This window comes from Plantactinospora solaniradicis (assembly GCF_042658085.1).
Lineage (GTDB): Bacteria > Actinomycetota > Actinomycetes > Mycobacteriales > Micromonosporaceae > Plantactinospora > Plantactinospora solaniradicis.
The window spans coordinates 370,827-393,037 of the sequence record NZ_JBHSPR010000010.1 but is presented as its reverse complement, the minus strand read 5'-3'; the positions used below and the strand labels follow the sequence as shown (position 1 = coordinate 393,037).

General features: G+C 71.4%; 18 protein-coding genes. 10 read left to right on the top strand and 8 right to left on the bottom strand.

Annotated features, from left to right (window positions below; translation table 11 throughout):
• Positions 1 to 27 precede the first annotated feature (27 nt).
• Positions 28 to 1,632, bottom strand: a complete 1,605-nt coding sequence (locus ACFP2T_RS14265; protein ID WP_377421578.1) for a glycoside hydrolase family 53 protein — start codon at positions 1,630 to 1,632, stop codon at positions 28 to 30.
• A gap of 278 nt (positions 1,633 to 1,910) precedes the next feature.
• On the bottom strand, positions 1,911 to 4,007 hold the full coding sequence (locus tag ACFP2T_RS14260; protein ID WP_377421577.1) for a beta-galactosidase: 2,097 nt from the start codon (positions 4,005 to 4,007) through the stop codon (positions 1,911 to 1,913).
• A 182-nt stretch (positions 4,008 to 4,189) separates the two neighbouring features.
• Here ACFP2T_RS14260 and ACFP2T_RS14255 point away from each other — a divergent pair, with 182 nt between their 5' ends.
• The 6 genes from ACFP2T_RS14255 to ACFP2T_RS14230 all read left to right on the top strand — a co-directional run bounded on the left by ACFP2T_RS14255 (position 4,190) and on the right by ACFP2T_RS14230 (position 10,710).
• Positions 4,190 to 5,491, top strand: a complete 1,302-nt coding sequence (locus tag ACFP2T_RS14255; RefSeq protein WP_377421575.1) for an ABC transporter substrate-binding protein — start codon at positions 4,190 to 4,192, stop codon at positions 5,489 to 5,491.
• A gap of 33 nt (positions 5,492 to 5,524) precedes the next feature.
• Positions 5,525 to 6,454: a carbohydrate ABC transporter permease gene (locus tag ACFP2T_RS14250; protein ID WP_377421573.1), complete on the top strand. Its 930-nt coding sequence runs from the start codon at positions 5,525 to 5,527 to the stop codon at positions 6,452 to 6,454.
• Between the two features lies 1 nt (position 6,455).
• Complete coding sequence (locus ACFP2T_RS14245) at positions 6,456 to 7,367, top strand: carbohydrate ABC transporter permease (protein WP_377421571.1); 912 nt, start codon at positions 6,456 to 6,458, stop codon at positions 7,365 to 7,367.
• Positions 7,368 to 7,427: 60 nt separating this feature from the next.
• Positions 7,428 to 8,456, top strand: a complete 1,029-nt coding sequence (locus ACFP2T_RS14240; protein ID WP_377421569.1) for a LacI family DNA-binding transcriptional regulator — start codon at positions 7,428 to 7,430, stop codon at positions 8,454 to 8,456.
• Positions 8,457 to 8,554: 98 nt separating this feature from the next.
• Entirely contained in the window at positions 8,555 to 9,781 is a 1,227-nt protein-coding gene (locus ACFP2T_RS14235) for an MFS transporter (protein ID WP_377421567.1), read from the top strand.
• An 89-nt stretch (positions 9,782 to 9,870) separates the two neighbouring features.
• On the top strand, positions 9,871 to 10,710 hold the full coding sequence (locus ACFP2T_RS14230) for a GNAT family N-acetyltransferase (protein ID WP_377421565.1): 840 nt from the start codon (positions 9,871 to 9,873) through the stop codon (positions 10,708 to 10,710).
• Positions 10,711 to 10,770: 60 nt separating this feature from the next.
• On the opposite strand, the gene ACFP2T_RS14225 is transcribed toward ACFP2T_RS14230, so the two are convergent.
• The 3 genes from ACFP2T_RS14225 to ACFP2T_RS14215 all read right to left on the bottom strand — a co-directional run bounded on the left by ACFP2T_RS14225 (position 10,771) and on the right by ACFP2T_RS14215 (position 14,397).
• Positions 10,771 to 11,838 (bottom strand): NADH:flavin oxidoreductase/NADH oxidase, encoded by a 1,068-nt coding sequence (locus ACFP2T_RS14225; RefSeq protein WP_377421564.1) that lies wholly within the window; start codon positions 11,836 to 11,838, stop codon positions 10,771 to 10,773.
• 84 nt (positions 11,839 to 11,922) lie between these two features.
• On the bottom strand, positions 11,923 to 13,257 hold the full coding sequence (locus tag ACFP2T_RS14220) for a dicarboxylate/amino acid:cation symporter (RefSeq protein WP_377421562.1): 1,335 nt from the start codon (positions 13,255 to 13,257) through the stop codon (positions 11,923 to 11,925).
• A gap of 252 nt (positions 13,258 to 13,509) precedes the next feature.
• Positions 13,510 to 14,397 carry a DUF998 domain-containing protein gene (locus ACFP2T_RS14215; RefSeq protein ID WP_377421560.1) on the bottom strand — a complete coding sequence of 296 codons (888 nt, stop codon included), beginning with the start codon at positions 14,395 to 14,397 and terminating at the stop codon, positions 13,510 to 13,512.
• Between the two features lie 280 nt (positions 14,398 to 14,677).
• On the opposite strand from ACFP2T_RS14215, the gene ACFP2T_RS14210 reads away from it, so the two are divergent.
• The 3 genes from ACFP2T_RS14210 (at position 14,678) to ACFP2T_RS14200 (ending at position 18,448) form a co-directional block, all read left to right on the top strand.
• Positions 14,678 to 15,496, top strand: coding sequence for an SAM-dependent methyltransferase (locus ACFP2T_RS14210; protein ID WP_377421559.1), 819 nt, complete (start codon positions 14,678 to 14,680; stop codon positions 15,494 to 15,496).
• A 200-nt stretch (positions 15,497 to 15,696) separates the two neighbouring features.
• Complete coding sequence (locus ACFP2T_RS14205; protein ID WP_377422816.1) at positions 15,697 to 17,862, top strand: putative bifunctional diguanylate cyclase/phosphodiesterase; 2,166 nt, start codon at positions 15,697 to 15,699, stop codon at positions 17,860 to 17,862.
• 82 nt (positions 17,863 to 17,944) lie between these two features.
• The gene (locus ACFP2T_RS14200; RefSeq protein ID WP_377421557.1) at positions 17,945 to 18,448 is read left to right on the top strand and encodes a DUF456 domain-containing protein; all 504 of its coding nucleotides are present in this window, start codon (positions 17,945 to 17,947) and stop codon (positions 18,446 to 18,448) included.
• Here the strand turns inward: ACFP2T_RS14200 and ACFP2T_RS14195 are convergent.
• On the bottom strand, positions 18,441 to 18,953 hold the full coding sequence (locus tag ACFP2T_RS14195) for a hypothetical protein (protein ID WP_377421556.1): 513 nt from the start codon (positions 18,951 to 18,953) through the stop codon (positions 18,441 to 18,443). The genes ACFP2T_RS14200 and ACFP2T_RS14195 overlap by 8 nt on opposite strands.
• Positions 18,954 to 19,170: 217 nt before the next feature.
• Between ACFP2T_RS14195 and ACFP2T_RS14190 the strand changes: the two genes are divergently transcribed.
• Complete coding sequence (locus tag ACFP2T_RS14190) at positions 19,171 to 19,914, top strand: MBL fold metallo-hydrolase (protein ID WP_377421554.1); 744 nt, start codon at positions 19,171 to 19,173, stop codon at positions 19,912 to 19,914.
• A gap of 434 nt (positions 19,915 to 20,348) precedes the next feature.
• On the opposite strand, the gene ACFP2T_RS14185 is transcribed toward ACFP2T_RS14190, so the two are convergent.
• Positions 20,349 to 21,461 (bottom strand): XRE family transcriptional regulator, encoded by a 1,113-nt coding sequence (locus ACFP2T_RS14185; RefSeq protein WP_377421552.1) that lies wholly within the window; start codon positions 21,459 to 21,461, stop codon positions 20,349 to 20,351.
• The gene (locus tag ACFP2T_RS14180; protein WP_377421550.1) at positions 21,458 to 22,159 is read right to left on the bottom strand and encodes a hypothetical protein; all 702 of its coding nucleotides are present in this window, start codon (positions 22,157 to 22,159) and stop codon (positions 21,458 to 21,460) included. Before ACFP2T_RS14180 ends, ACFP2T_RS14185 begins: the two co-directional genes overlap by 4 nt.
• Positions 22,160 to 22,211 lie beyond the last annotated feature (52 nt).

The window sequence follows — 22,211 nt, the reverse complement described above, 5'->3', positions numbered from 1 at the left end:
TCGCCGGCTCCCGGAGCGGTTGCCGGCCTACCGTTTCGGGCTCACCGAATCGCCGAGCACCCGTAGCGCGGGCAGGGCTCGGCCGGAGTAGTCGAACAGGGCCTGGTTCTCCCAGCCGTCACCCGAGGTCGGGTCGGCCGGATCCCAGCCGGCGCCGTCGACGGCGGTCCAGGTCGGTTCCCAGTAGAAGACGCCGAGCGCGCCCGGTACGGCGGCCACGGTGGTGACCATGTCCCGCATCGCGTCGGCCTGGCCGTCCGGGGTCGCCGGGTAGCCACTGGTCTGCTGCAACGAGGCGTTGAAGATGTTCGCCTCGTGGTCGTTCTCCGCCAGCGTGAAGCCGTACCCGGTCTCCACCACCATCACCGGCTTGCCGTACGCGCTCGTCAGGTCGAAGAGGTTGGCCTGGAGTGAGCCGAGCGGGCCGTGCCAGTAGGTGTAGTGCGAGACGGCGATGATGTCGAACGGGACGCCCCGGCTGACCGCGTTGTCGAACCACCAGCGGTGGCCGCCGTTGTTGCCACCCTCGGCCAGGTGCAGGGCCACCTTGCTCCGGGGTGAGACGTCGGTGACCGCCGTGCTGGCGGTGGTGAGCAGCGCCGCCAGCCCGTCCCAGTTGTCCCAGCGCCCGTCCGGCCAGAGCATCCCGCCGTTGATCTCGTTGCCGATCTGGACCATGTCGGCCGGGGTGCCCTGCCGGCGCAGGCTTCCGATCACGTCGTAGGTGTGGTCGTAGACCGCCTGCCGGAGCTGGTCGAACGGCAGTTCCGCCCAGGCGGCCGGCTTGAACTGCTTGCCGGGATCGGCCCAGGTGTCCGAGTAGTGGAAGTCGATCAGCAGGCCCATGCCGAGCGCGTGCGCCCGCCGGGCCTTGGCGAGTACGTCGTCCTTGTCGCTGAACCCGTCGGCCGGGTTGACCCAGACCTTCAGCCGGGCGTAGTTGACGCCGTTGGCCCGCAGGATCCGCAGCGCGTCCCGGGGTGGGCCGGACCGGTCCCGGTATACCGCGCCGTAGTGCTCGTTCTTGGTCAGGTGCGACACGTCGGCCCCGGCGATCCGCAGTGCCGGGCCACCGGCCGGGCCGTCGGACCGGGTGAAGCTCAGGTCGTCGAAGTGCGCCCAGTCCCCGGCGTTGCCGTCGGAGACGAGGTCGATCGTGCACCGGCTGGCGCTGACCCGGGTGGTGAGCGCGACCTGGACCCACCAGTCGGCACCGGTGCGGGGCAGGTCGACGCGCTGCGTCGCCCCGCCGCAGCCGGTGAGCGCGACGTGCGCGTCCCGCTGTCCGCCGCTGGCCCGGACCGAGACCCGCAGCGTGTGGTAGCCCGGCCGGAGCCCGGTGAGCCGCTGAGAGGTCTCCACCCGGTACGGCCGGTCGGCCCGGTGGGTGAGCCGGTTCGCGCCGGAGCGGCCACCCGGCTCGACGTAGCTGGCGGACCGCTGGCCGCGCTCCGACCAGCCGACGGGCGACCCGAGGTCGCCAGCCGTCTCGAATCCCGGGTTCACCACACCGGCCCCGGGGCCGGCTCCGGGCGTGCCGCCGGCCGCCGCCGGTCGACCGATATCCGGTACGACGACGGCGGCGACGGCGACCAGCGCCACGGCCGCGACTGCGTACTTCCTGCTCTGCATCGGCGAACGTTCCTCCTTGAACGAAAGCGGTGCCATGGCGGCTCTGCCCGGCGCCACCGCTGCCTGCCACGCGGGGTTGGGAGCGCTCACAGCTCCAAGACGAAGGGCATGAGCTGGGACAACTCTGATATCTGGTCCGTACTGGATGAGTGAGGCTGTGAGCGCTCACAGAACCATCCGTGTCCAACGATGTCAAGGGTGCCGCGACGGGCACTCCGGGGCGACCCAGCGGGCGCTCGTGACCTCAGCTCCTGGGGACCGACGGGACCCGCCGCCGGTCAGGTACGGAGCACGCGTACGTCGCCGGCCGGCAGCCGTACCACGCCGTCGTGCCGGGTGCCGTGCACCAGGTCGACGCCGGTCGCCGGCAACTCCACCTCCCGGTCGGTGTGGTTCAGCGCGATCAGGAAACGGCTGCCGTCCGCTCCTGCCCGCCGGACCAGTTCGACCCCGTCGGCTGCCCCGTCCGGCGGAACCAGGCCGGCGTCCCGGTACGCCGCACCCAGCACCGGAGCCAACCCGGCCGCGTCCAGGCGGGTCGAGACGTACCAGGCGTGACCGGCGCCGAGGGTGTGCCGGGTGACGGCCGGGCGACCAGCCGCCGGACCGTCCGAGTAGGACAGCACCGGTTCGGCGCCGCGCGGCGACACGACCTCGGCCCAGACGTCGCCAACCAGCGACTCGGATCCGACAGGTGGCGTGGACCCGACCGAGGAGCCGGGGAGGTCCGCGGTGGCGGGACCGAGGCGTACCGTCTCGCCGGCTCGCAGCGGCAGGAACTCCTCCACGGTCAGCCCGAGCAGGTCACGCAGCGCGCCGGGAAACCCACCCGGGTGTATGGCGTCGTTCCCGTCCACGATCCCGGAGAAGTACGAGACCAGGAGCGTGCCACCGCCGGCGACGTACCGCCGGAGGTTCTCCGCCGCGGCCGGGGTGGTCAGGTAGAGGCTCGGTACGACGACCAGCCGGTAGTCGTCCAGCGGTCGCTCCGGGTGGGCGAAGTCGACGGTGAGACCGTCCCGCCAGAGCCGCTCGTAGTACGCCGCCATCCGCTCCCGGTAGTCGAGGTCGACCGACGGCCTCCAGTCCAGTTCCAGCCCCCACCAGGACTCCCAGTCCCAGAGCATCGCGACGTCGGCCAGGACCCGGGTGCCGCGCAGCGGTTCGAGCCGGGGCAGCTCGGCGCCGAGCGCCACCACCTCGCGCCAGACCCGGGTGTCGGTGCCGCCGTGCGGCAGCATCGCGGAGTGGAACTTCTCCGCCCCGAACCGGGCGGCCCGCCACTGGAAGAACAGCACCGACTCGGCGCCCCGGGCCAGGTGCCCCAGGCTGTTGCGGCGCAGTTCCCCTGGCCGCTTCGCGAGGTTGCGCGGCTGCCAGTTGACCGCCGAGGTCGAGTGCTCCATCAGCAGCCAGGGCCGGCCTGAGGCGACGGCCCTGGTGAGGTCGGCGCACATGGCCAGTTCGATGTGGTTGTCCGGTTCCTCGGCCCGCAGGTAGTGGTCGTTCGAGACCACGTCCACCTCGTCGGCCCAGCGCCAGTAGTCGATCGTCTTGCAGTTGGCGAGCATGAAGTTGGTGGTCACCGGCACGCCGGGGGAGAGGCGGTGCAGGATGTCCCGCTCGCGGCGGAAGTTGGCCAGGTGCGTGTCGGAGGAGAAGCGCAGGAAGTCGAGCTGCTGGGCCGGGTTGACCGCCGTCGGCGCGGCGAGCGGCGGTTCGATCTCCGCCCAGTCGCCGTACCGCTGGCCCCAGAAGGTGGTGCCCCAGGCGTCGTTGAGGCGGGCCAGTTCGCCGTAGCGGTCACGCAGCCAGTCCCGGAACGCCGCCGCCGAGGTGTCGCAGTAGCAGAGTGCGTTCACGCCGCCGTACTCGTTGTGGGAGTGCCACAGCACCAGGGCCGGGTGGTCGGCGTAGCGCCGGGCCAGTTGCTCGGTGATCCGGGCGCTCGCCTCGCCGTACGCGGGCGAGGAGGGGCAGAACGACTGCCGGGCGCCGCCGCCGAGCGTCGTCCCGTGCCGGTCGACCAGCCGGGCCTCCGGGTGGCGGCGACGGAACCAGGCCGGTGGGACGGCGGTCGGAGTGGCCAGGTCGACCGCGATCCCGGCCTCGTGCATCAGGTCGAGCAGCCGGTCCAGCCAGCCGAACTCGAAACTGCCCTCCGCCGGTTCCAGCAGGGCCCAGGAGAAGATGCCGACGCTGACCAGGTTCACCCCGGCGGTACGCATCAACTCGACGTCCTCGGCCCAGACGTGCTCCGGCCACTGTTCGGGGTTGTAGTCGCCGCCGTACGCCAGGCGGTCCAGCCGGGGCAGTGGCCCGGCCCGGCCCGGTGCGTCCGCTGCGGCTACCACGAGGTGCGGGGTCTGACTCATGCGGGATCTCCGAACTGTGCGCGCTCCCAACGGTAGTGCGCATGATTGCACACTGATCTACAAGGAGAACAAGCATTAGAAGGTCCCTTGACATGATCGACCGGTAGTCCAAGACTGTGAGCGCTCCCAGTTGTTTCTGTCCGATCAACAGCAGATGACACAGCGGAAACTGAGAGGTTGAGATGACCCGATCGCTCGGCGCGAAGGTCCTGGCGTTGGTGCTCGGCGCCAGTCTCGTCGCCGCCTGCACCTCGAACTCGGACGACGAACCGGAGGAGCCCACCGGGCCGGTCGAGCTGACCTTCTGGTCCTGGGCACCCAACATAGAGAAGCTCGTCGACCGGTGGAACGCCGACAACCCCGACATGAAGGTGACGCTGAGCAAGCAGGCCGGGGGCGCGGACATCGTCACCAAGCTGCTCACCGCGGCCAAGGCGGGCAACCCGCCGGACCTGGCCCAGGTGGAGTACCAGGCGCTGCCGACGCTGGTCAGCAACGATGTCCTCGCCGACATCGCCGGGCAGACCAAGCCGCTCAAGGACAAGTTCGCCGAGGGCACCTGGCAGCAGGTGACCCTGGGCACCGAGGCGGTCTACGCGGTTCCGCAGGACGCCGCCCCGATGATGCTCTACTACCGCACCGACCTGTTCCAGCAGTTCGGACTGACCGTGCCGAAGACCTGGGAGGAGTTCGCCCAGGCCGCCCGGACCGTACGGGGCAAGAGCAAGAAGCACCACCTGACCACGTTCTCCGCCACCGACCCAGGATGGTTCGCGGGCCTGACGCAGCAGGCCGGGGCGAGCTGGTGGGGGATCGACGGCGAGTCGTGGCGGGTGAGCGTCAACGACGCGGCCACCAAGAAGGTCGCGGACTACTGGGGTGGCCTGGTCACCGAGGGCGTGGTCGACGGGAAACCGATGTACACCCCGGAGTGGAACAAGGCGCTCAACGACGGGAGCCTGCTGGCCTGGCCGAGCGCCGTCTGGGCGCCGGGCGTACTGACCGGCAACGCGCCCGACACCAAGGGCAAGTGGGCGATGGCTCCGCTTCCACAGTGGAACGCCGGAGAGAACCGGACGGGCAACTGGGGCGGTTCCTCCACCGGGGTCACCGCCGCGTCGAAGCACAAGACGGCGGCGGTCAAGTTCGCCAGCTGGCTGAACACCGACGCCAACGCCACGGCGATGCTGGTCCGGGAGTGCGCCGTCTACCCGGCGGCCCGGGACGCCCAGGCCGGTCCGGGCCTGGCCCAGCCGCCGGACTTCTTCGCCAACCAGGCCGACTTCTACCCGATGGCCAAGCAGATCGCCGAGACGGCGGCCGGGGTCACCTGGGGGCCTAATGTCAACGTCACCTACCAGGTGTACCAGGACGAGTTCGCGAAGGCGATCACGGCCCGTACGCCGTTCAGCGGCGCGGTCGAGGCGATGCAGTCGGCGACCGTGGCCGACATGAAGAAGAACGGCTTCACCATCGCCGGCTGACCGCCGCGAACCGGCTGACCGAACGGAGAGTCGATGTCAACGGCCACCACCCGGGTCGGCCGCCGGGGAAGGCGTACGGCAGCCCCGTACGCCTTCCTCGCCCCGGCGGTGATCCTGTTCGTCCTGTTCGTCATCGTGCCGATCGGGTACGCGGCGTATCTGAGCCTGCGTAAGGTCCGGGTGTCCGGCCTTGGGCTCGGCCGGGGTGCCCGGACCGAGATCTTCGCCGGGCTGGAGAACTACCGCGCGGCGATCACCGACTCGGAACTCTGGTCCGGCGGGCTGCGGGTGCTCGGCTACGGTGCGCTGCTGGTCCCGATCATGCTTGGCCTGGCCCTGCTCTTCGCCCTGCTGCTGGACCGGCCCCGGGCCCGGTTCGGCCGGTTCGCCCGGACCTCGATCTTCCTCCCGTACGCGGTGCCGGCGATCATCGCCAGCCTGCTCTGGGGATTCCTCTACCTGCCCGCGACCAGCCCGCTCAACTACCTGCTGGCCGAGTTCGGCCTGCCGGAACCGGACCTGCTCGGCGAGAACGCGGTCTTCTTCGCGGTGGTCAACATCGCGCTCTGGGGCGGCGTCGGGTTCAACATGATCGTGCTCTACACCGCGCTGCGGGCGATTCCGACGGAGTTGTACGAGTCGGCCCGGCTGGACGGCTGCTCCGAGGTGCAGATCGCGCTCCGGATCAAGATCCCGCTGCTGGTACCGGCGCTCGTGATGACCACTGTCTTCACCATGATCGCCACGTTGCAGGTGTTCAGTGAGCCGATGGCGCTCTCGCCGCTGACCAACTCGATCTCGTCGACCTGGACGCCGCTGATGAAGGTCTACCGCGATGCCTTCGCCACCGACGACCAGTACGCCGCCGCCGCCACCTCCGTACTGATCGCGGCCATCACCCTGGTGCTCTCCTTCGGCTTCCTGCGGCTGGTGCAGAACCGGGCATTCGGACAGGAGCGCTGAGATGGTGATCGAAAGCGCCGAGAGCACCACCACGAGGCCGGTGCCGGCCACCCGGACCGCCGCGAGCGGTCGGCCGAGCCGGCCGGGGCGGGCCCAGCTGGTGCCCACCGCCCTACTGCTGATCGGCGCGCTGTACTGCCTGCTGCCGGTCGCCTGGGTGCTGGTCGCGTCGACCAAGAGCGGGTCGACCCTGTTCACCACCTTCACCTTCGCCCCGAGCACCTCGCTGCTGAGCAACCTGACCGACCTGTCGACGTACGGCGACGGGATCTTCTGGCGGTGGATGCTCAACACCGCCCTGTACGCGGGCGTCGGCGCGGTACTCTCCGCGGCGGTCTCCGGGCTCAGCGGCTACACCCTGGCCAAGTACCAGTTCGTCGGCCGGTCGGTGGTGTTCAACGTGCTGATCGCCGGGGTGCTGGTGCCGGGGATCATCCTGGCCGTACCGCAGTACCTGCTGCTCGCCAAGGTGGGGCTCACCGACACGTACTGGTCGGTGCTGCTGCCCAGCATCGTCAGCCCGTACGGCATCTACCTGGCCCGGATCTACGCCGCCGCGGCGGTTCCCGACTCGGTGATCGAGGCGGCCCGGGTCGACGGGGCCAGCGAGTTCGGGATCTTCCGCCGGGTGGCGATGCCGATGATGGTGCCCGGACTGATCACCGTCTTCCTGTTCCAGTTCGTCGCCATCTGGAACAACTTCCTGCTGCCGTTCATCATGCTCGCCGACGACGACCGGTTCCCGGTCACGCTCGGGCTCTACACGCTGCTCAACCAGGGTTCGACCCAACCCGCGCTGTACCGGCTGGTGATCACCGGGTCGCTGCTGTCGATCATTCCGTTGGTGGCACTCTTCCTGTCGCTCCAGCGGTACTGGCGGGTGGACCTGATCTCCGGATCGGTCAAGGCGTAGGCGAGGTGTGTCACAACCGCCGATACCGCTGCCGCCGGCCGACACGGGGACAATGGCAGCGTGACCGCGCCTGATCGAAGCCGTATCCGCCGTGCCCGGCCCCGCCCGACCATGGACGACGTGGCGGCGGTGGCCGGGGTCTCCCGGGGCACCGTCTCCCGGGTGCTCAACGGGGGGCACAACGTCAGCGGCCCGGCGCTGGACGCGGTCCGCCGGGCGATCCGCAAGACCGGGTACGTGGTCAACCAGCACGCCCGGAGCCTGGTGACCCAGCGCTCGGACTCGGTGGCGTTCATCCTGTCCGAGCCGCAGGACCGGCTCTTCGAGGATCCGAACTTCAACATCCTGCTCCGCGGCTGCACCCAGGAGCTCAGCGAGCACGACATCACGCTGCTGTTGACCATCGCCGGTACCCAGGAGGACCGCAAGCGGGTCGGCCGGTACGTCACCGCCGGCCACGTGGACGGGGCGCTGGTGATCTCCAGCCACGCCGGCAGCCCGCTGCTGGACGAGTTGGAGGAGCGTGGCCTGCCCTTCGTGGCCTGCGGGCGGCCTCTCGGGCGGGACCGGGACGTCAGCTACGTGGCCGCCGACGACCGGGGCGGCGCCCGGCAGATGGTCAGCTACCTGCGGTCCCGGGGACACCGCACGATCGCCACCATCACCGGTCCGCTGGACACCTCCGGCGGGGTGGACCGGCTCGCCGGCTACCACGACGTACTCGGGGAGTCCGATCCGCGTCTCGTGGTGACCGGCGACTACACGCACGCGGCCGGCGAGGCGGCGATGGAGCAGTTGCTGCGCCAGGTACCCGACCTGGACGCGGTCTTCGTCGGTTCGGACCTGATGGCCACCGGGGCGATTGCCGCGCTGCACCGCGCCGGCCGGCGGGTGCCGGACGACGTCGCGGTCGGCGGCTTCGACGACTCCAAGGTCGCCACCACCTCCGTGCCCCGGCTGACCACCATCCGGCAGCCGTATGGCCGGATCAGTGCCGAGATGGTCCGGCTGCTCCTCAACCACCTGGCCGGCGACTCGTACGCGGCGGTCATCTTCCCCACCGAGCTGGTGGTCCGGGAATCCGCCTGACCCCCGGCCCGGATGCGGGCCGCCCGGCCGGCCGGCGGTTATGACCTGGGATACAAACCACTTAACAAACCGTACGTACGTACTGTTAGCTGGGTGGCGTGCAGCTCCTTCCCGCACCGGGCGCGGCCCGGATCCTCACCCTCGCCAGCCTGGTCAACACCATCGGCCGCGGCGTCTGGCTGACCGCCACCGCGCTCTTCCTGACCCGCTCGGTCGGGCTGTCGGTGGCGCAGGTCGGCGTCGGGCTCACCATCACCGCCGCGATCGGCCTGCTCGCGAGCACGCCGATGGGCTACCTCGCCGACCGGTACGGCCCGCGCGGCATCCAACTCGCCGCGCTGGTCGCCTCCGCCGGCTGTGGTGTGGCGCTGATCGGCGTCCGGTCGTTCCCCGGGTTCCTGCTCGTCGGCGCCGGAACGGCGGTCGCCGACGCTGCGGCCCGGAGTTCCCGGGGCGCCCTGATCGCCGGAGCCGTCCCGCCCGACCAGCGGGTCCGCACCCGCGCCTACCTGCGGGCCACCACCAACGTCGGGATCTCGGTCGGCACCGTGCTCGCTGGGTTCGCCATCGCCGCCGACAGCCGCGCGGGATACGTCACGCTTATCCTGATCGACGCGGCCACCTACCTCGTGGCGGCAGCGATCACCGCCCGGCTGACGCCGCTGCCGCCGATGCCGGCCCCGGTGCACGGTCCCCGGCTCGTCGGGCTGCGGGACCGGCCGTTCCTCGCCTTCACCGCGCTGGACGGCCTGATGTCGATGCACTTCGGCCTGCTCAACATCGCGCTGCCGCTCTGGGTCGCCGGACACACCTCGGCACCCCGGTGGCTCATCTCGGCGCTGTTCCTCGTCAACACCACGATGGTGGTGCTCTTCCAGGTACGGGCCTCCCGGGGCACCGAGGAGGTGGCGGGCGCGGCCCGGGCCTCCCGCCGGGCCGGAGTGGCGATCGCGGTGGCCTGCCTGCTCTTCGCCGCGAGTGGAGCCGTACCGACGGCCGCCGCGGTCGCGCTGCTGGTGACCGGCGCGCTGGTGCACGTGATCGGCGAACTGTGGCACTCGGCGGCCGGCTGGGGAATCTCGTTCGGGCTGGCCCCCGCCCACGCGCAGGGGCAGTACCAGGGCGTCTACGGAATGGGTCTGCAACTCGGCGGCATGGTCGCCCCGGTCGTGGTGACCACCCTCGCGGTCGGCTGGGGGATACCTGGCTGGCTGGTGCTCGGCGCGCTGTTCGTCGTACTCGGCGCGCTGGTGCCGCCGGTGGTGGGCTGGGCCGCCCGGACCCGGACAATGGAGCCGGTAACGGACCTGGCGGTTGCCACCTGACCCGGCTGCGGTACGCCGCCGGGCCGGACCCGGGCGAGGGCCGGTGATCCGCCCCGCCGCCCGCCCGATGATCTGGCAGGCTGGTAGGTGTGCTGATGGTTCCGGTACGCCAGCTCGGTGAGGCCGAGCGTGGCGCGGTGGAGCGGATCCTCGAACTCGACCCCTTCGCCGCCGCGCAGGTGGCCGAACGGGTCGCCGCGAACGGCCTGTCCTGGTGGCGGGCGGACGGCCGGGTGCTGGGCTACGGCTCCCGGGACCACATCGAGTCGCTCTGCTGGCTGGGCGGCCAGCTCACCCCCGTCTGCACCAACCGGTCGGCGATCGCGGCCTTCGCGGAGGCGCTCGGCGCGGAGGAACGGGGCTGCTCGTCGATCGTCGGGCGGGCCGACGGGGTGCTCGGGCTCTGGGAGCGGCTCTCCTCCCGGTGGGGCCCGGCGCGGGACGTACGCCCCAACCAACCGCTGCTGGCGACCGGCACGGTGCCGCAGGTGGAACCGGACCCGGACGTACATCCGGTCCGGGCGGGCGAAATCGACCGGCTCTTTCCGGCGGCGGTGGCGATGTACACCGAGGAGGTGGGCGTGTCGCCGCTGGCCGAGGATGGTGGGCGGGCGTACCGGCAGCGGGTCGCCGAGCTGGTCCGGGGACGTCGGGCGTACGCCCGGTTCGTCGACGGGCAGGTGATCTTCAAGGCCGAACTGGCGGTCGTCACCCGGCGCACCGCGCAGATCCAGGGAGTCTGGGTCGACCCGGCCTGGCGCGGCCGAGGCATCGGCGCCGCCGCCATGGCGGCGGTCGTGCGTGACGCACTCGCCCGGGTAGCCCCCACCGTCAGCCTCTACGTCAACGACTACAACACCCCGGCCCGCCGGGTCTACGAACGCTGCGGCTTCCGTTCGGTCGGCACCTTCGCCACCGTGCTCTTCTGAAGTGTAAGGAAGGGCCCCTTCTTATCGCTTTTTGTAGAAGAAGGGGCCCTTCTTAACACCTCAGCCGGCCCGGAGGTACTGGGAGGGCACGTTGGGGGCGGTGTTGAGGCGGGTCGCCGCCTTGCGGGGCCAGTACGGGTTGCGCAGCAGTTCCCGGCCGAGCAGCACCAGATCGGCATCGCCGTTCGCGACGATCGCCTCGGCGTGCTCGGGCTCGGTGATCAGCCCGACGGCGCCGGTGGGCACGCCGCTCTCCCGCCGGACGCGGGCCGCCAACGGCACCTGGTAACCGGGGCCGAGTGGGATGGTGGCGTCCGGCACCGCGCCGCCGGACGAGCAGTCCACCAGGTCGGCTCCGGCGTCGGTGAGAGCACCGGCCAGCAGCACGCTGTCCGCCACCGTCCAGCCGCCGTCGACCCAGTCGGTGGCCGAGATCCGGACCAGCACCGGTACGTCGTCGCCGACCGTGGCCCGCACCGCGCGGGTGGTCTCCAGGGCCAGTCGGCTCCGCCCGGCCAGGTCCCCGCCGTAGCCGTCGGTGCGGTGGTTCGTCAGCGGGGAGAGGAACTCGTGCAGCAGGTAGCCGTGCGCGGCATGGATCTCGACCGCCTGGAATCCCGCCGCGAGCGCCCGCGCCGCACCCTCGACGAAGGCGTCGACCACCCGGGCGATGCCGGTCTGGTCCAGGGCCTCCGGCACCCGGTACGACGGCAGGAACGGGTCGGCTTCCGGCCCCACCGGGGTCCAGCCGCCCTCGTCGTCCGGTACCCCGCCCTTCACGGTCGACCACGGCCAGTACGTCGAGCCCTTCCGCCCGGCGTGCGCGAGCTGGACGGCCGGCACCGCACCGGCAGCGGCGACGAACGCGGTGATCGGGCGCCAGGCGTCGACGTGGGCGTCCGACCAGAGTCCGGTGTCCCGGGGGCTGATCCGCCCCTCCGGTACGACGGCGGTGGCCTCGCTGATCACCAGGGCGACCCCACCCACCGCCCGGGAGCCGAGGTGCACCCGGTGCCAGTCGGTGGGCAGCCCGTCAGGACCGGCCGAGTACTGGCACATCGGCGACATCACCACCCGGTTCGGCAGTGTCACGCCCCGCATCTTCAACGGACTGAACAGAACGCTCATCGTGCTCCCTGCGGATCGCGTGTGGGTGTGAGGAAGGGCCCCTTCTTATCGCTTTCTGCATAAGAAGGGGCCCTTCCTCACACCTCAGGCTGGTACCGGGGCCGGGTCGCGGTCCCGGGTCGGTGCTTCGGCCGGCGGGTCGGCGGTTTCGGCCGGCGGGTCGGCGTCGATCAGTTCGCGCCGACCGGCATTGTCGTACGCGGTGCGGTCCAGGACACCTTCGCGGGCGGCGACGACGGTGGGCACCAGGGCCTGACCGGCGACGTTGGTCGCGGTGCGGATCATGTCCAGGATCGGGTCGATCGCGAGCAGCAGGCCGGCGCCGGCCAGCGGCAGACCCAGGGTGCTCAGGGTCAGGGTGAGCATCACCAGCGCGCCGGTCAGCCCGGCGGTCGCGGCGGAGCCGACCACCGAGACGAAGGCGATCAGCAGGTAGTCCAGCGGGCTGAGGCTCACCCCGAACACCTGGGCGACGAAGATCGCGGCCAGCGCGGGGTAGATCGCGGCGCAGCCGTCCATCTTGGTGGTCGCGCCGAACGGTACGGCGAACGAGGCGTACTCGCGCGGGACGCCGAGCCGCTCCACGGACTTCTGGGTCACCGGCATGGTGCCGACGGAGGAGCGGGAGACGAAGGCCAACTCGATGGCGGGCCAGGTGCCGGCGTAGAAGCGCAGCGGGTTGAGCCGGCCACCGAGGATGAGCACCAGCGGGTAGACCACGAGCAGCACGATCGCGCAGCCGACGTACACCGCCGTGGTGAACTTGGCCAGCGGCGCCAGCAGGTCCCACCCGTACGCCTCGACGGCGTGGCCGATCAGGCCGAGGGTGCCGATCGGGGCGAGCCGGATCAGCCACCACAGCGCCTTCTGGGTGATCGCCAGCAGCGCCTTGTTGAAGTTGACGAACGGCTCGGCGGCGGCGCCGACCAGCAGCGAGGCGATTCCGGCGACCACGGCCAGGAAGACGATCTGCAGCACGTTGTTCTCGACGAACGCGCCGACCGGGTTCTCCGGCACGATGCCGGTCAGGAAGTCCGTCCACGAACCCGTCCGTTCGGGCGCCTTGGCCGCACCGACGTCCAGGTTGACGCCCCGGCCCGGGTTGGTCAGCAGGCCGAGCCCGATGCCGACGGCGACCGAGATCAGTGCGGTGACTCCGAACCACAGCAGGGTCTTCAGCGCCAGCCGGGCGGCGTTGGCCACGCCGCGCAGGCTGACCACGCTGACCACCAGGGCGGTGAAGACCAGCGGCGGGACCGCGAGCCTCAGGAGTTGGACGAAGAGACTGCCGATGGTGTCCAGGGTGGTGCCGAGCCAGGAGACGTCGGCGGCCCGGGCCAGGTAACCCAGCGCGACGCCGAGCACGAGTCCGGCCAGAATTTGTATCGAGAATGGGATCTTGCGAAGAACAGAGGGCATCAGGGAATCCAAGAGGTCTGGGTCCGGCGGAGCGGATGTCCCGGTCAGCGGGTCCGCGGTCGCGGCCGGATGGTGGTCTGCGGTCCGGAGGGGCGCGTCAGCTCGGACAGCAGCCACTGGCCTGCAGTCGAAGATCGACATACAGGCGGACAGTCAGGAACCAGACGTTGTTCATCGCGGCATGACGATACGACGACGGAGGAGATTAGTGAAAGGACAGGAGTACGTGAGGCGCCTTACAAGCGACCGACGTCACATTCGGGGGCCGGTCGAAGGGCCGCCGGGACGGCCGGTGCGGGGCGGATCACCCGGGCCGCTGTCCGGCCGGTCACCCAGGGCGGTGGCGGGTAGGTCACCCGGGCCGGTGGCGGGTGGGTGACCCGGGCTGATGGCGGTGGGTGGGGTGGCGGCGCCGGTCGGCCGGACCGGTCCGAGCGCGATCGCGGTGGCCACTCCCCAGGCGGCCAGGTCGATCAGGAGCAGGCGTTCGACCGTACCCGTCAGGAGGCCCCGGCCGACTGCGAGCAGCGCGACCCCGGCGGTCAGCGACAGCGGCACGGCGACCACGGCGGCGACCGTGGCGAGCCGGCGCAGCGCCGGAGCCGCTCCGGGGGTCAGTGCCACCGCCAGGATGGCGAAGACGGTTCCGGCGACCGCCGCGATGCTCGCGCCGCCGTGCACCAGATCGGCGAGGGTGGTCCGGTCGAAGGGTGGCAGCGGACACTCGCTCCGGCAGCTCACCCCGGCGGACACCACCGTGGCCAGGCCGCTCGGGACGAGCAGCCCGGCCGCGAGTCGGAGCGCCGGGGGCAGTGCCACGGCGAGCAGCAGCAGGCCGGCGGCGATGGCCAGCAGACCCAGCCGGTACGTCCACGCGCTCGGGCTGGTCGAGGCGCCGGCCTCGCTGACGTAGCCGGCGAAGCCCGGGCTCGGCCCGGCGTCCACGGCGAGGGTTACCGCCACCGCACCCGCCAGCGCGCAGGCCCCGGCGGCGAGGGCAGACGTACTGCGCCGCAGATCGGCCTGCCGGGCCCTGTCCCGATCCCCTCCGGCGAGGTCGTGCGGCTCGGATCGGAATCGTTGCGCGGAGCCTTGGCGGTCACGTCGGAACGGCCCGGCGCCAGGGCGAGGATCGGTCACCGCGGCGCGGGTCGGGGCCGGGCCGCGCGGTCGGGCCACCCGGCCAACCGGTAGGCCGGTCGGGCCGACCGGTCATCGACACCGGTCTCCCGGTTGAACTGTGCCCCCGCCATGCGGCCAACCTATCCCGGCGGCCAGCGGCCGGTAGAACATCGGGTGCACAGGCCCTAAAGTGTTGGTCGATCACCACGATCCTCCCCCGGGGCTGCCGGCGCCGCCTGCCCGTGCAGGTCGTGGCCGAGCAGCCCTGCGCGGGCCGGAGTGACGAGCTGAGGCCGACATGCAACTGCCGGACGGGCTACCTGCGGACATCGACCTGACTCGGCCCAGCGCCGCCCGGGTCTACGACTACTTTCTCGGCGGCGCGCACAACTTCGAGATCGACCGGCACCTCGCCGAGCAGATCGCCGGGATGACCCCGAACCTGGCCGAGACGATGCGAGCCGGTCGGGCCTTCCTTCGCCGTGGGGTGCGGATGCTCGTCCAGGACGGGATCGACCAGTTCCTCGACATCGGCTCGGGCATCCCCACCGTCGGCAACGTGCACGAGGTCGCCCAGGCGATCAACCCGGAGGCCCGGATCGTCTACGTCGACATCGATCCGGTCGCGGTGGCACACAGCCGATCGATCCTGTCCGACAACGAGTACACCCGGGTCATCCACGCGGACCTGCGCGAGCCGGACCGGATCCTGGCCGAGGCGGAGAAGTCCGGCCTGCTCGACCTCGGCCGACCGGTCGCGGTGCTGCTCGCCGGGGTGGTGCACTTCATTCCGGACGCCGATCGGCCGGCGGAGATCCTGGCCACCCTGCGCGCCGCCACGGTGCCGGGCAGCTACCTGCTGCTCTCCCATTCGACGTACGAGGACCAGCCGCCGGAGATGCTCGACGCGCAGCGACTGTCGGCCCGTACGGCGACCGAGATCACGCTCCGCTCCCGGGCCGACATCACCGCGTTCTTCGGCGACTTCACGATCGTCGAACCGGGGGTGGTGCATCTGCCGCTCTGGCGTCCGGATGATCCGTCCGATCACGACGATCATCCGGAGCGGCTGGGCGCCTTCGGCGCGGTGGGCCGGCACGACCGCGGCGTACGGTAGCCGTGTCGACCTCCGCCCCGGCCGGTGACGGTGCCGACCGGTCCGAGCCGAACGCCATCGGCGACGAGTCGTGCGAGCCGGTTGACGAGTCGTGCGGGGCGGCCTACGAGTCCCGCGAGCCGGTTGACGAGTCCCGCGAGCAGGGGGGCGAGTTGCGTGGGCTGGGCGACGAGGAGTCGCGTGGGCCGGGCGGCGAAGAGGTGCGGCGGTGTCCGGAGGAGCGGTTCAGCGAGTCCGGCGTGCACCGGTATGCGGCGCGCTGGGCGACGGCGGTGGCCCGGCTCGGGTCCATTCCGACGAGTTGGAGCGAGAAGCAGCGGCTCCTGCTGGTGCTGACCGTCCGGCTGGCCCGGGCGGCGGTCGCCGAGCCGTTCGTCGCCGAGGCGGCGTACGAGGTGGGCCAGGCCATGGTCGACGGTGACATCGTCGATCCGGAAGTCGTCGACTGGTCGGTGCGCAGCCTCGCCGACGAGTTCCCGGCCCTGGTACTGCGGCCGGCACTTCCGGAGTCGACGATGGCGTCGCGGATTCCGGCCCTGCAGGGCGCCCTGGCGGCCGGGTTCGCCCAGGCGCTGCGGAGGCGCACGTTCGACCAGCAGGAGCGGATCGCCCAGGCCGCGTGGGCGGCGCGGGACCGGGTCGAGCGGGCGCTGCGGGACAGCGAGACACGGTTCCGGGCGGTCTTCGTCGACGTCGCGATCGGGATCGGGATCGCCGACGTCGACGGACAGATCATCGACGTAAACCGGTCCTTTGCGGAACTGCTCGGCTACACGGTGCCGGAACTACGCGAGATCAACGTCTCCTCGCTGTTCTACCAGGACGACGCGGCCGGGATGTGGGAGCTCTACCAGGAGTTGCTCGCGGGCCGGAAGGACGCGGTACGGGTCGAGAAGCGCTACCGGCGCAAGGACGGCAGCGCGGTCTGGACGGATCTGGCGGTCTCGCTGATCCGGGACGACGACGGTCGACCTCGGTTCACGGTGGCGGTGGCGGAGGACATCACAGAGCGGCGCGAGTTGCAACAGCGACTGCGCCACCAGGCATCCCATGATCCGTTGACCGGGCTGCCGAACCGGACCCTCTTCTTCGACCGGCTCGCCGAGGTCTTCGCCGGTGCGCAGCCCGACGATCGGGTCGGGCTCTGCTTCCTCGACCTCGACGGCTTCAAGGCGATCAACGACACCCTCGGCCACGACCTCGGTGATCACCTGCTGGTCGCCGTCGCCCGCCGCCTCGCCGACTGTGTGGCCGGGCAGGGACATCTGCTCGCCCGGATGGGCGGCGACGAGTTCGTGATCCTGATCAGTCAGAACGCCGGCTGCCGGGCCGTCCGGGCGGTGGCGGAGGCGGCGCTGGCCGTGGTCGCCGAGCCGGTACAGATCGGTGACCACGAACTGTCGGTTACGGCGAGCATCGGCATCGTGGCAGGCCCGATCGCGGCCACCACCGCGTCCGAGCTGATGAAGGCCGCCGATGTCACCCTCTACTGGGCCAAGGCGGAAGGCCGGGGCCGGTGGGCGACGTACGACCCCGAGCGTCGGGCCCGGGAGCAGGCCAAGTCGGCAATGGTCGTCGCGATGTCCGCAGCGCTGGAGCGGGACGAGTTCACCGTCGACTACCAGCCGATCGTCACCCTGACCGACGGGGAGATCTGCGCGGCCGAGGCCCTGGTCCGCTGGCGGCACCCCGAGCGGGGACTACTCGGCCCCGACGAGTTCATCGGCCTGGCCGAGGAGACCGGGCTGATCATCGAACTCGGCCGCTGGGTACTGACGCGTGCCTGTGAGGCGGCCAGTCGCTGGCTCCGGGACTTTCCCGACGCCCGGCTGGTGGTCAGCGTCAACCTGGCGGCCCGGCAGGCCGGCGATCCGAGCATCGTCGCCACGGTGTCCGAGGTGCTGCGCCGGACCGGCCTGCCGGCCGACCTGCTGCAACTCGAACTGACCGAGAGCGCGGTGATGGCCATTGCCGGAGAGCCGCTGCCCGCGCTGCGCAGGCTCGCCGCGCTGGGCGTACGGCTGGCGATCGACGATTTCGGCACCGGGTACTCCAATCTGGCGTACCTGCGCCGGCTTCCGATCCACAGTCTGAAGCTCGCCGGCCCCTTCGTCGACGGCATCCGGTCGAGCGACCGACAGGGTCTGGTGGACGGCCGGATCGTCGACGCGTTGGTGCGGCTGGCACACGCGCTGGGCCTGTCGGTGACCGCGGAGGCGGTGGAGACGGTCGGGCAGGCCGACCAGCTCCGGGCGCTGGGCTGCGACGCCGCCCAGGGCCGGCACTTCGGCGCGCCGGCACCGGAGAGTGAGATCACCCGGTACCTGGCGACCCGGGCGGACGGCCGACGGGAGCCGGTGGCCTGAGCCGAGCAGCTGACCCGACGGTGTGAGCGGAGCCGGTGGTTCGGTGCGGATCAATCGGCGTCAGTAGGGCACCCTGTAGGGCGTGGACATGACCGACACCGATGGCCTGGTGACCCTCCTGTGTGGCGTGACGATCGTGGTCGGCGTCTGCGGGGTGATCGTGCCGATGGTGCCCGGACTGATTTTGTGCTGGCTGGGCGTGCTGGTCTGGGCGTTCTTCGGCGACGGCGCGGGCGTGGGCCGCTGGGTGGTGCTCGGTCTGGCCACCGTGATCACGCTGATCGGGACGGTGATCAAGTATCTCTGGCCGGGTCGCAACCTCAAACGCAGTGGCGTACCCACCATCTCCCTGCTCGCCGGTGGCGTGCTCGGCATCGTCGGGTTCTTCGTCGTACCGGTGGTAGGGCTGGTCCTCGGGTTCGTTCTCGGGCTGTGGCTCGCCGAGCTGGCCAGGCTCGGCCAAGCCCGCCTCGCCTGGCCGTCGACGAAACACGCACTCCAGGCGGTCGGGCTCGCCCTGCTGGTCGAGTTGGCCGCAGCGCTCAGCATCACCGGCGTCTGGCTGGTCGGCCTCGTCCTCACCTGAGTGTCGCGGGACGGATCCGGATCGGCGTCGTCGGCACGTGGACGTGCTGCATCCCACCCGGGCCCTCCACGTAGCCCGAGCCGCTCCAGCTTGCCGCGCCGGTGACGAACGAGCCGGCGTAGCTGCGCAGCTCGGCGGCGTACCACCGGGGTTCGCCGTCGCAGACCTGTGGCTCCAGGTAGCCGAAGGCGTTCGTCTCGATGCCGTCCACGAGCTGTCGGACGCCGAGATCGACGACTCCGCGCTCCGGAACACCGTCCGGGTACGGACCACAGCTGTACCGCCCCACCAGGATGACGATGTCCGGCGTGTCGCCGAGCAGCGCGTACCGACCGGTGATCGTCAGCCCCGTCGCGGCGGCGGCGGACCTGTCGGTCTGGGCGGGCGATGCGCCACTCCGGGCGGGCGATGCGTCGGAGTGGGCGGTCGCCGGGGCGGCCGGACCGGCCAGCCCGGCCAGGGCCAACCCGAACCCGGCGAGCAGCCGTGGCAGCATCCTCGTCATGTCGTCTCCTCTCGTCGTCGTCGCCGCGCCGGATGCCGGCTCCGGCGCGGAGGCGGGTCGCGGTGCGAACGTGATCGCACGTCGTGACTGAGAGGGCACGCTAGGCCAGTGCGTCCCGTGGTGCCGGCCGAGGGCGGCGCACTGGGACATGCTGCGACTACCGACAAGCTGACCGAAGCGATCACCGACGAGGTCGACCAGGGGGAGTGGACAGCGGGTGCGGATCACGATGTTGGGCGGCTGTGCCGCTTATCCCACGGCCGAGCAGGGATGCAGCGGTTACCTGGTCGAGCAGGACGACTTTCGGTTGTTGATCGATCCCGGCTACGCCGTGTTGGCCCGGCTGCTGGCGTACGCCCCGGCCGATCGGATCGACGCGGTGTTCGTGAGTCACAGCCATCCGGACCACTGCGCCGACCTGCAACCGTTGCTGCGGGCCCGGGTGCTGACCGACCGTACCGGTCCGGCGTTGCCGGTCTTCACCCCGTACGGCAGCCTCGACCGGCTGCTGACGATAGACGAACCGGGCCTGATCGACGACGGCTACGAACTGCGGGAGTTCGATCCCGGCGCGAGGTTCGACATCGGCCCGTTCCAGGCGGTCACCTGGCGGCTGCCGCACTGGGTGCCCAACGCCGGGCTACGGATCGCGGCCGGTGGCCGGGTGCTCTCCTACACCGGGGACACCGGGCCCAGCCCGGAGCTGGTGCCACTGGCCCGGAACGCCGATCTGCTGCTCGCCGAGGCCAGCTTCGCCGACCGGCTGCCGGACCGGTACGCCGGGAACCTCTCCACCGCCACCGAGGTCGGCCGGTACGCGGCCCGGGCGGATGCGGGTGCGGTGCTGCTCACCCACCTCTGGCCCGGCGCCGATCCGGCCCGGTTCGTCGCGGCGGCCCGGGCCGGCTTCACGGGGTCGGTCACGACGGTCGAGCCCGGCCTGGTCGTCGACCTCGGTTAGCCCGGTCGCCCCAGCCGGGGACGGGAGTGGTGCGGCGGCGCGGGGCGGGCGTTGGCACGGTTGCCGCCGTGCTCGATGAGAGAGGTGACCGCGCCCCGCGCCGTCGCAATGACCGGGTCGTCCGAGGACCCGGCTTCGGGCCCCGCTTCGGGGCCCTGGTCCGGCCAGCCGGACCGGCGCGCCGAGATCGCGCGCGAAGTCGTCCGATCAGGCCAGGAAGCTGGCGCGCCGCAGTCGGCAGCGGCACGCGGTGTAGAACTCCTGCCATGTCACGGCTATGAGGATGCGCGTCATCGAGGGCGTCCGGCAAGGCAATTACCCGCCGGCCCGGGTACCGGGCGCCGGGTGGGACCGTGCGGTGACGCTGGGTGGGACCGTGCCGTGACGACGGGTTGGGACCGTGCGGTGACGCCGGGTGGGACCGTGCGGTGACGTCAGCCGGCCGTGAGATCCAGCTCGGGGAGCCGCTCGGTGGCGGCGGCCACGACGGTGTGCGCGAGCACCTGTGGCAGCGCGGCCCAGGTGGCCAGGCTCTCGATCGTGACCTGCTGCCGGTCGAGCAGTTCGACGGCCTTGCCGAGCAGGGACGGCGCTTCCCGGGGCCCGAGGTCGCCGGGTTCGGGGTAGCCCCACTGGGCGAGCAGGCCCATCCCGCGCCGGTACGTGTGCTCCCGATAGACGCCCAGGTCATGCCCCCGGTAGACCAGCGCCTTCAGGCTGACCCCCCAGCGGCGCTTGAGTTCGTGCAGCCGGTCGAAGTCGAGCCGGGCGGGCAACTCGTCGCGCAGTACGGCGCTCGGGGCCAGGAATTCGGAGGCGAACGCGCTGGCCTGCCGCTCCAGGAGCTGGCTGCCGGGTTCGGCGTCGTGGTGCATCAGCAGGTGACCGAGCTCGTGCGCGGCGTCCATCCGGGACCGGGCCTTGTCGTCCTTCGCCGGGTTGAGGAAGACGAACGGACGCTGGCCGTACCAGTGCGAGAACGCGTCGACCCGCTCGGAGACGTCGGGCAGGGCGAGGACGATCACCCCGGACGCCTCCAGCAACCGGACCATGTGCGGCACCGGAGCCGCCGCGAGGCCGAACGACTCTCGGGCGGTCGTGGCGGCCACCCGTACGTCGTCGGCACCGGCGGGTTCGGCCAGATCCAGTTGCGGCAGCCGCAGTCGGGGCAGCCGCAGGTGCCGTTCGACCACCTCGACCACCCGCCAGGCGATCTCGCCGAACGCCTCCGCCTGGTCCCGTTCGGCCTGACTCGTCGTCCGCAGGCTACGGAAGTGCGCCTGCCCGGGGGTGACCGGCGGAGGAAACCCGGCGGCGAAGAAGTCGACCGGCATCGACAGCGCCAGCGCCAGCCGGGCCAGTACCGCCGCCGACGGACGTGCCTGGCCCAGCTCGTACTGGCTGACCGCCGCCGCCGTGACCCCGATCTGCCGGGCGAGTTCGTTCTTCCGCATCCGTCGCCACCGGCGGGCCAGCGCGAGAGTGTGCGGGGCGAACGCCGCGGCGGCCGCGGCAGCGGGAACGGGCGGTCGGAGCCGGCCCGTCACGCGGACCGTCCGGCCGCACGGCCGGACTGCGGTGCGAGGTCGTGCTCGCCGCCGACGGGCAGGGTCCGAAGCTCCAGCTCGGGAATCGGGAACTCGTCGTGCCGGGGTTGCGGCACCGCGCCCTCGACCACCGGCAACGCCTGACCCGACGTGGTCGGCTCACCGAACCAGAGCAGCACCTCGAACCAGGGTGAGCCGCCGTCCCGGTTGTCCCGGGGCAGCCCGACGTAGGCGACCGCCTCGCCGGTGACGATGTCCCCGGTGTGTGCGATCCGGACGTGGCGTTTCGGCGGCACCACCCCGGCGAACACCTCGGGGAACTGCCCCTCGTCGTCGAAGGCCAACTGCCGGTCGCGGCTGTTCTCCACCGCGCCGCCGAGCCGGGCCTCGCTGCCCTCCCAGCGGATCGACTCGACGCCGCCCTGGAGCGAGTAGAGCCGTACCACGTACCCGGCGCAGAGGATCTCCAGCGAGTTGTCCTCGACCCGGACCCGGACCCCGTCCACCCCGGCGAACTCGGCCTGGCCCAGGTGCACGAGGTTGCGCCAGACGGTGGTGCCGAAACTCATGGCGTCGTCACCGAGCTCCGGCTCGTGCCGGTCCGCCGCCCGGCGGTACACCTGCTGGATCAGCCGGCCCAGCCGGTCCAGCACGCCTCGCTCGTTCAGCACCGCCACCGCGTCGCCCAGCAATCCCATGCCGGAAAACCTAGCCGATCCACCAGATGATATTGCCGAAATCAAGTGCCGA

Bases quoted from the DNA above. Each gene is read 5' to 3' on its own strand.
- ACFP2T_RS14265 (WP_377421578.1), bottom strand. From the start codon at position 1,632: ATGCAGAGCAGGAAGTACGCAGTCGCGGCCGTGGCGCTGGTCGCCGTC.
- ACFP2T_RS14260 (WP_377421577.1), bottom strand. From the start codon at position 4,007: ATGAGTCAGACCCCGCACCTCGTGGTAGCCGCAGCGGACGCACCGGGC.
- ACFP2T_RS14255 (WP_377421575.1), top strand. From the start codon at position 4,190: ATGACCCGATCGCTCGGCGCGAAGGTCCTGGCGTTGGTGCTCGGCGCC.
- ACFP2T_RS14250 (WP_377421573.1), top strand. From the start codon at position 5,525: ATGTCAACGGCCACCACCCGGGTCGGCCGCCGGGGAAGGCGTACGGCA.
- ACFP2T_RS14245 (WP_377421571.1), top strand. From the start codon at position 6,456: ATGGTGATCGAAAGCGCCGAGAGCACCACCACGAGGCCGGTGCCGGCC.
- ACFP2T_RS14225 (WP_377421564.1), bottom strand. From the start codon at position 11,838: ATGAGCGTTCTGTTCAGTCCGTTGAAGATGCGGGGCGTGACACTGCCG.
- ACFP2T_RS14220 (WP_377421562.1), bottom strand. From the start codon at position 13,257: ATGCCCTCTGTTCTTCGCAAGATCCCATTCTCGATACAAATTCTGGCC.
- ACFP2T_RS14210 (WP_377421559.1), top strand. From the start codon at position 14,678: ATGCAACTGCCGGACGGGCTACCTGCGGACATCGACCTGACTCGGCCC.
- ACFP2T_RS14195 (WP_377421556.1), bottom strand. From the start codon at position 18,953: ATGACGAGGATGCTGCCACGGCTGCTCGCCGGGTTCGGGTTGGCCCTG.
- ACFP2T_RS14180 (WP_377421550.1), bottom strand. From the start codon at position 22,159: ATGGGATTGCTGGGCGACGCGGTGGCGGTGCTGAACGAGCGAGGCGTG.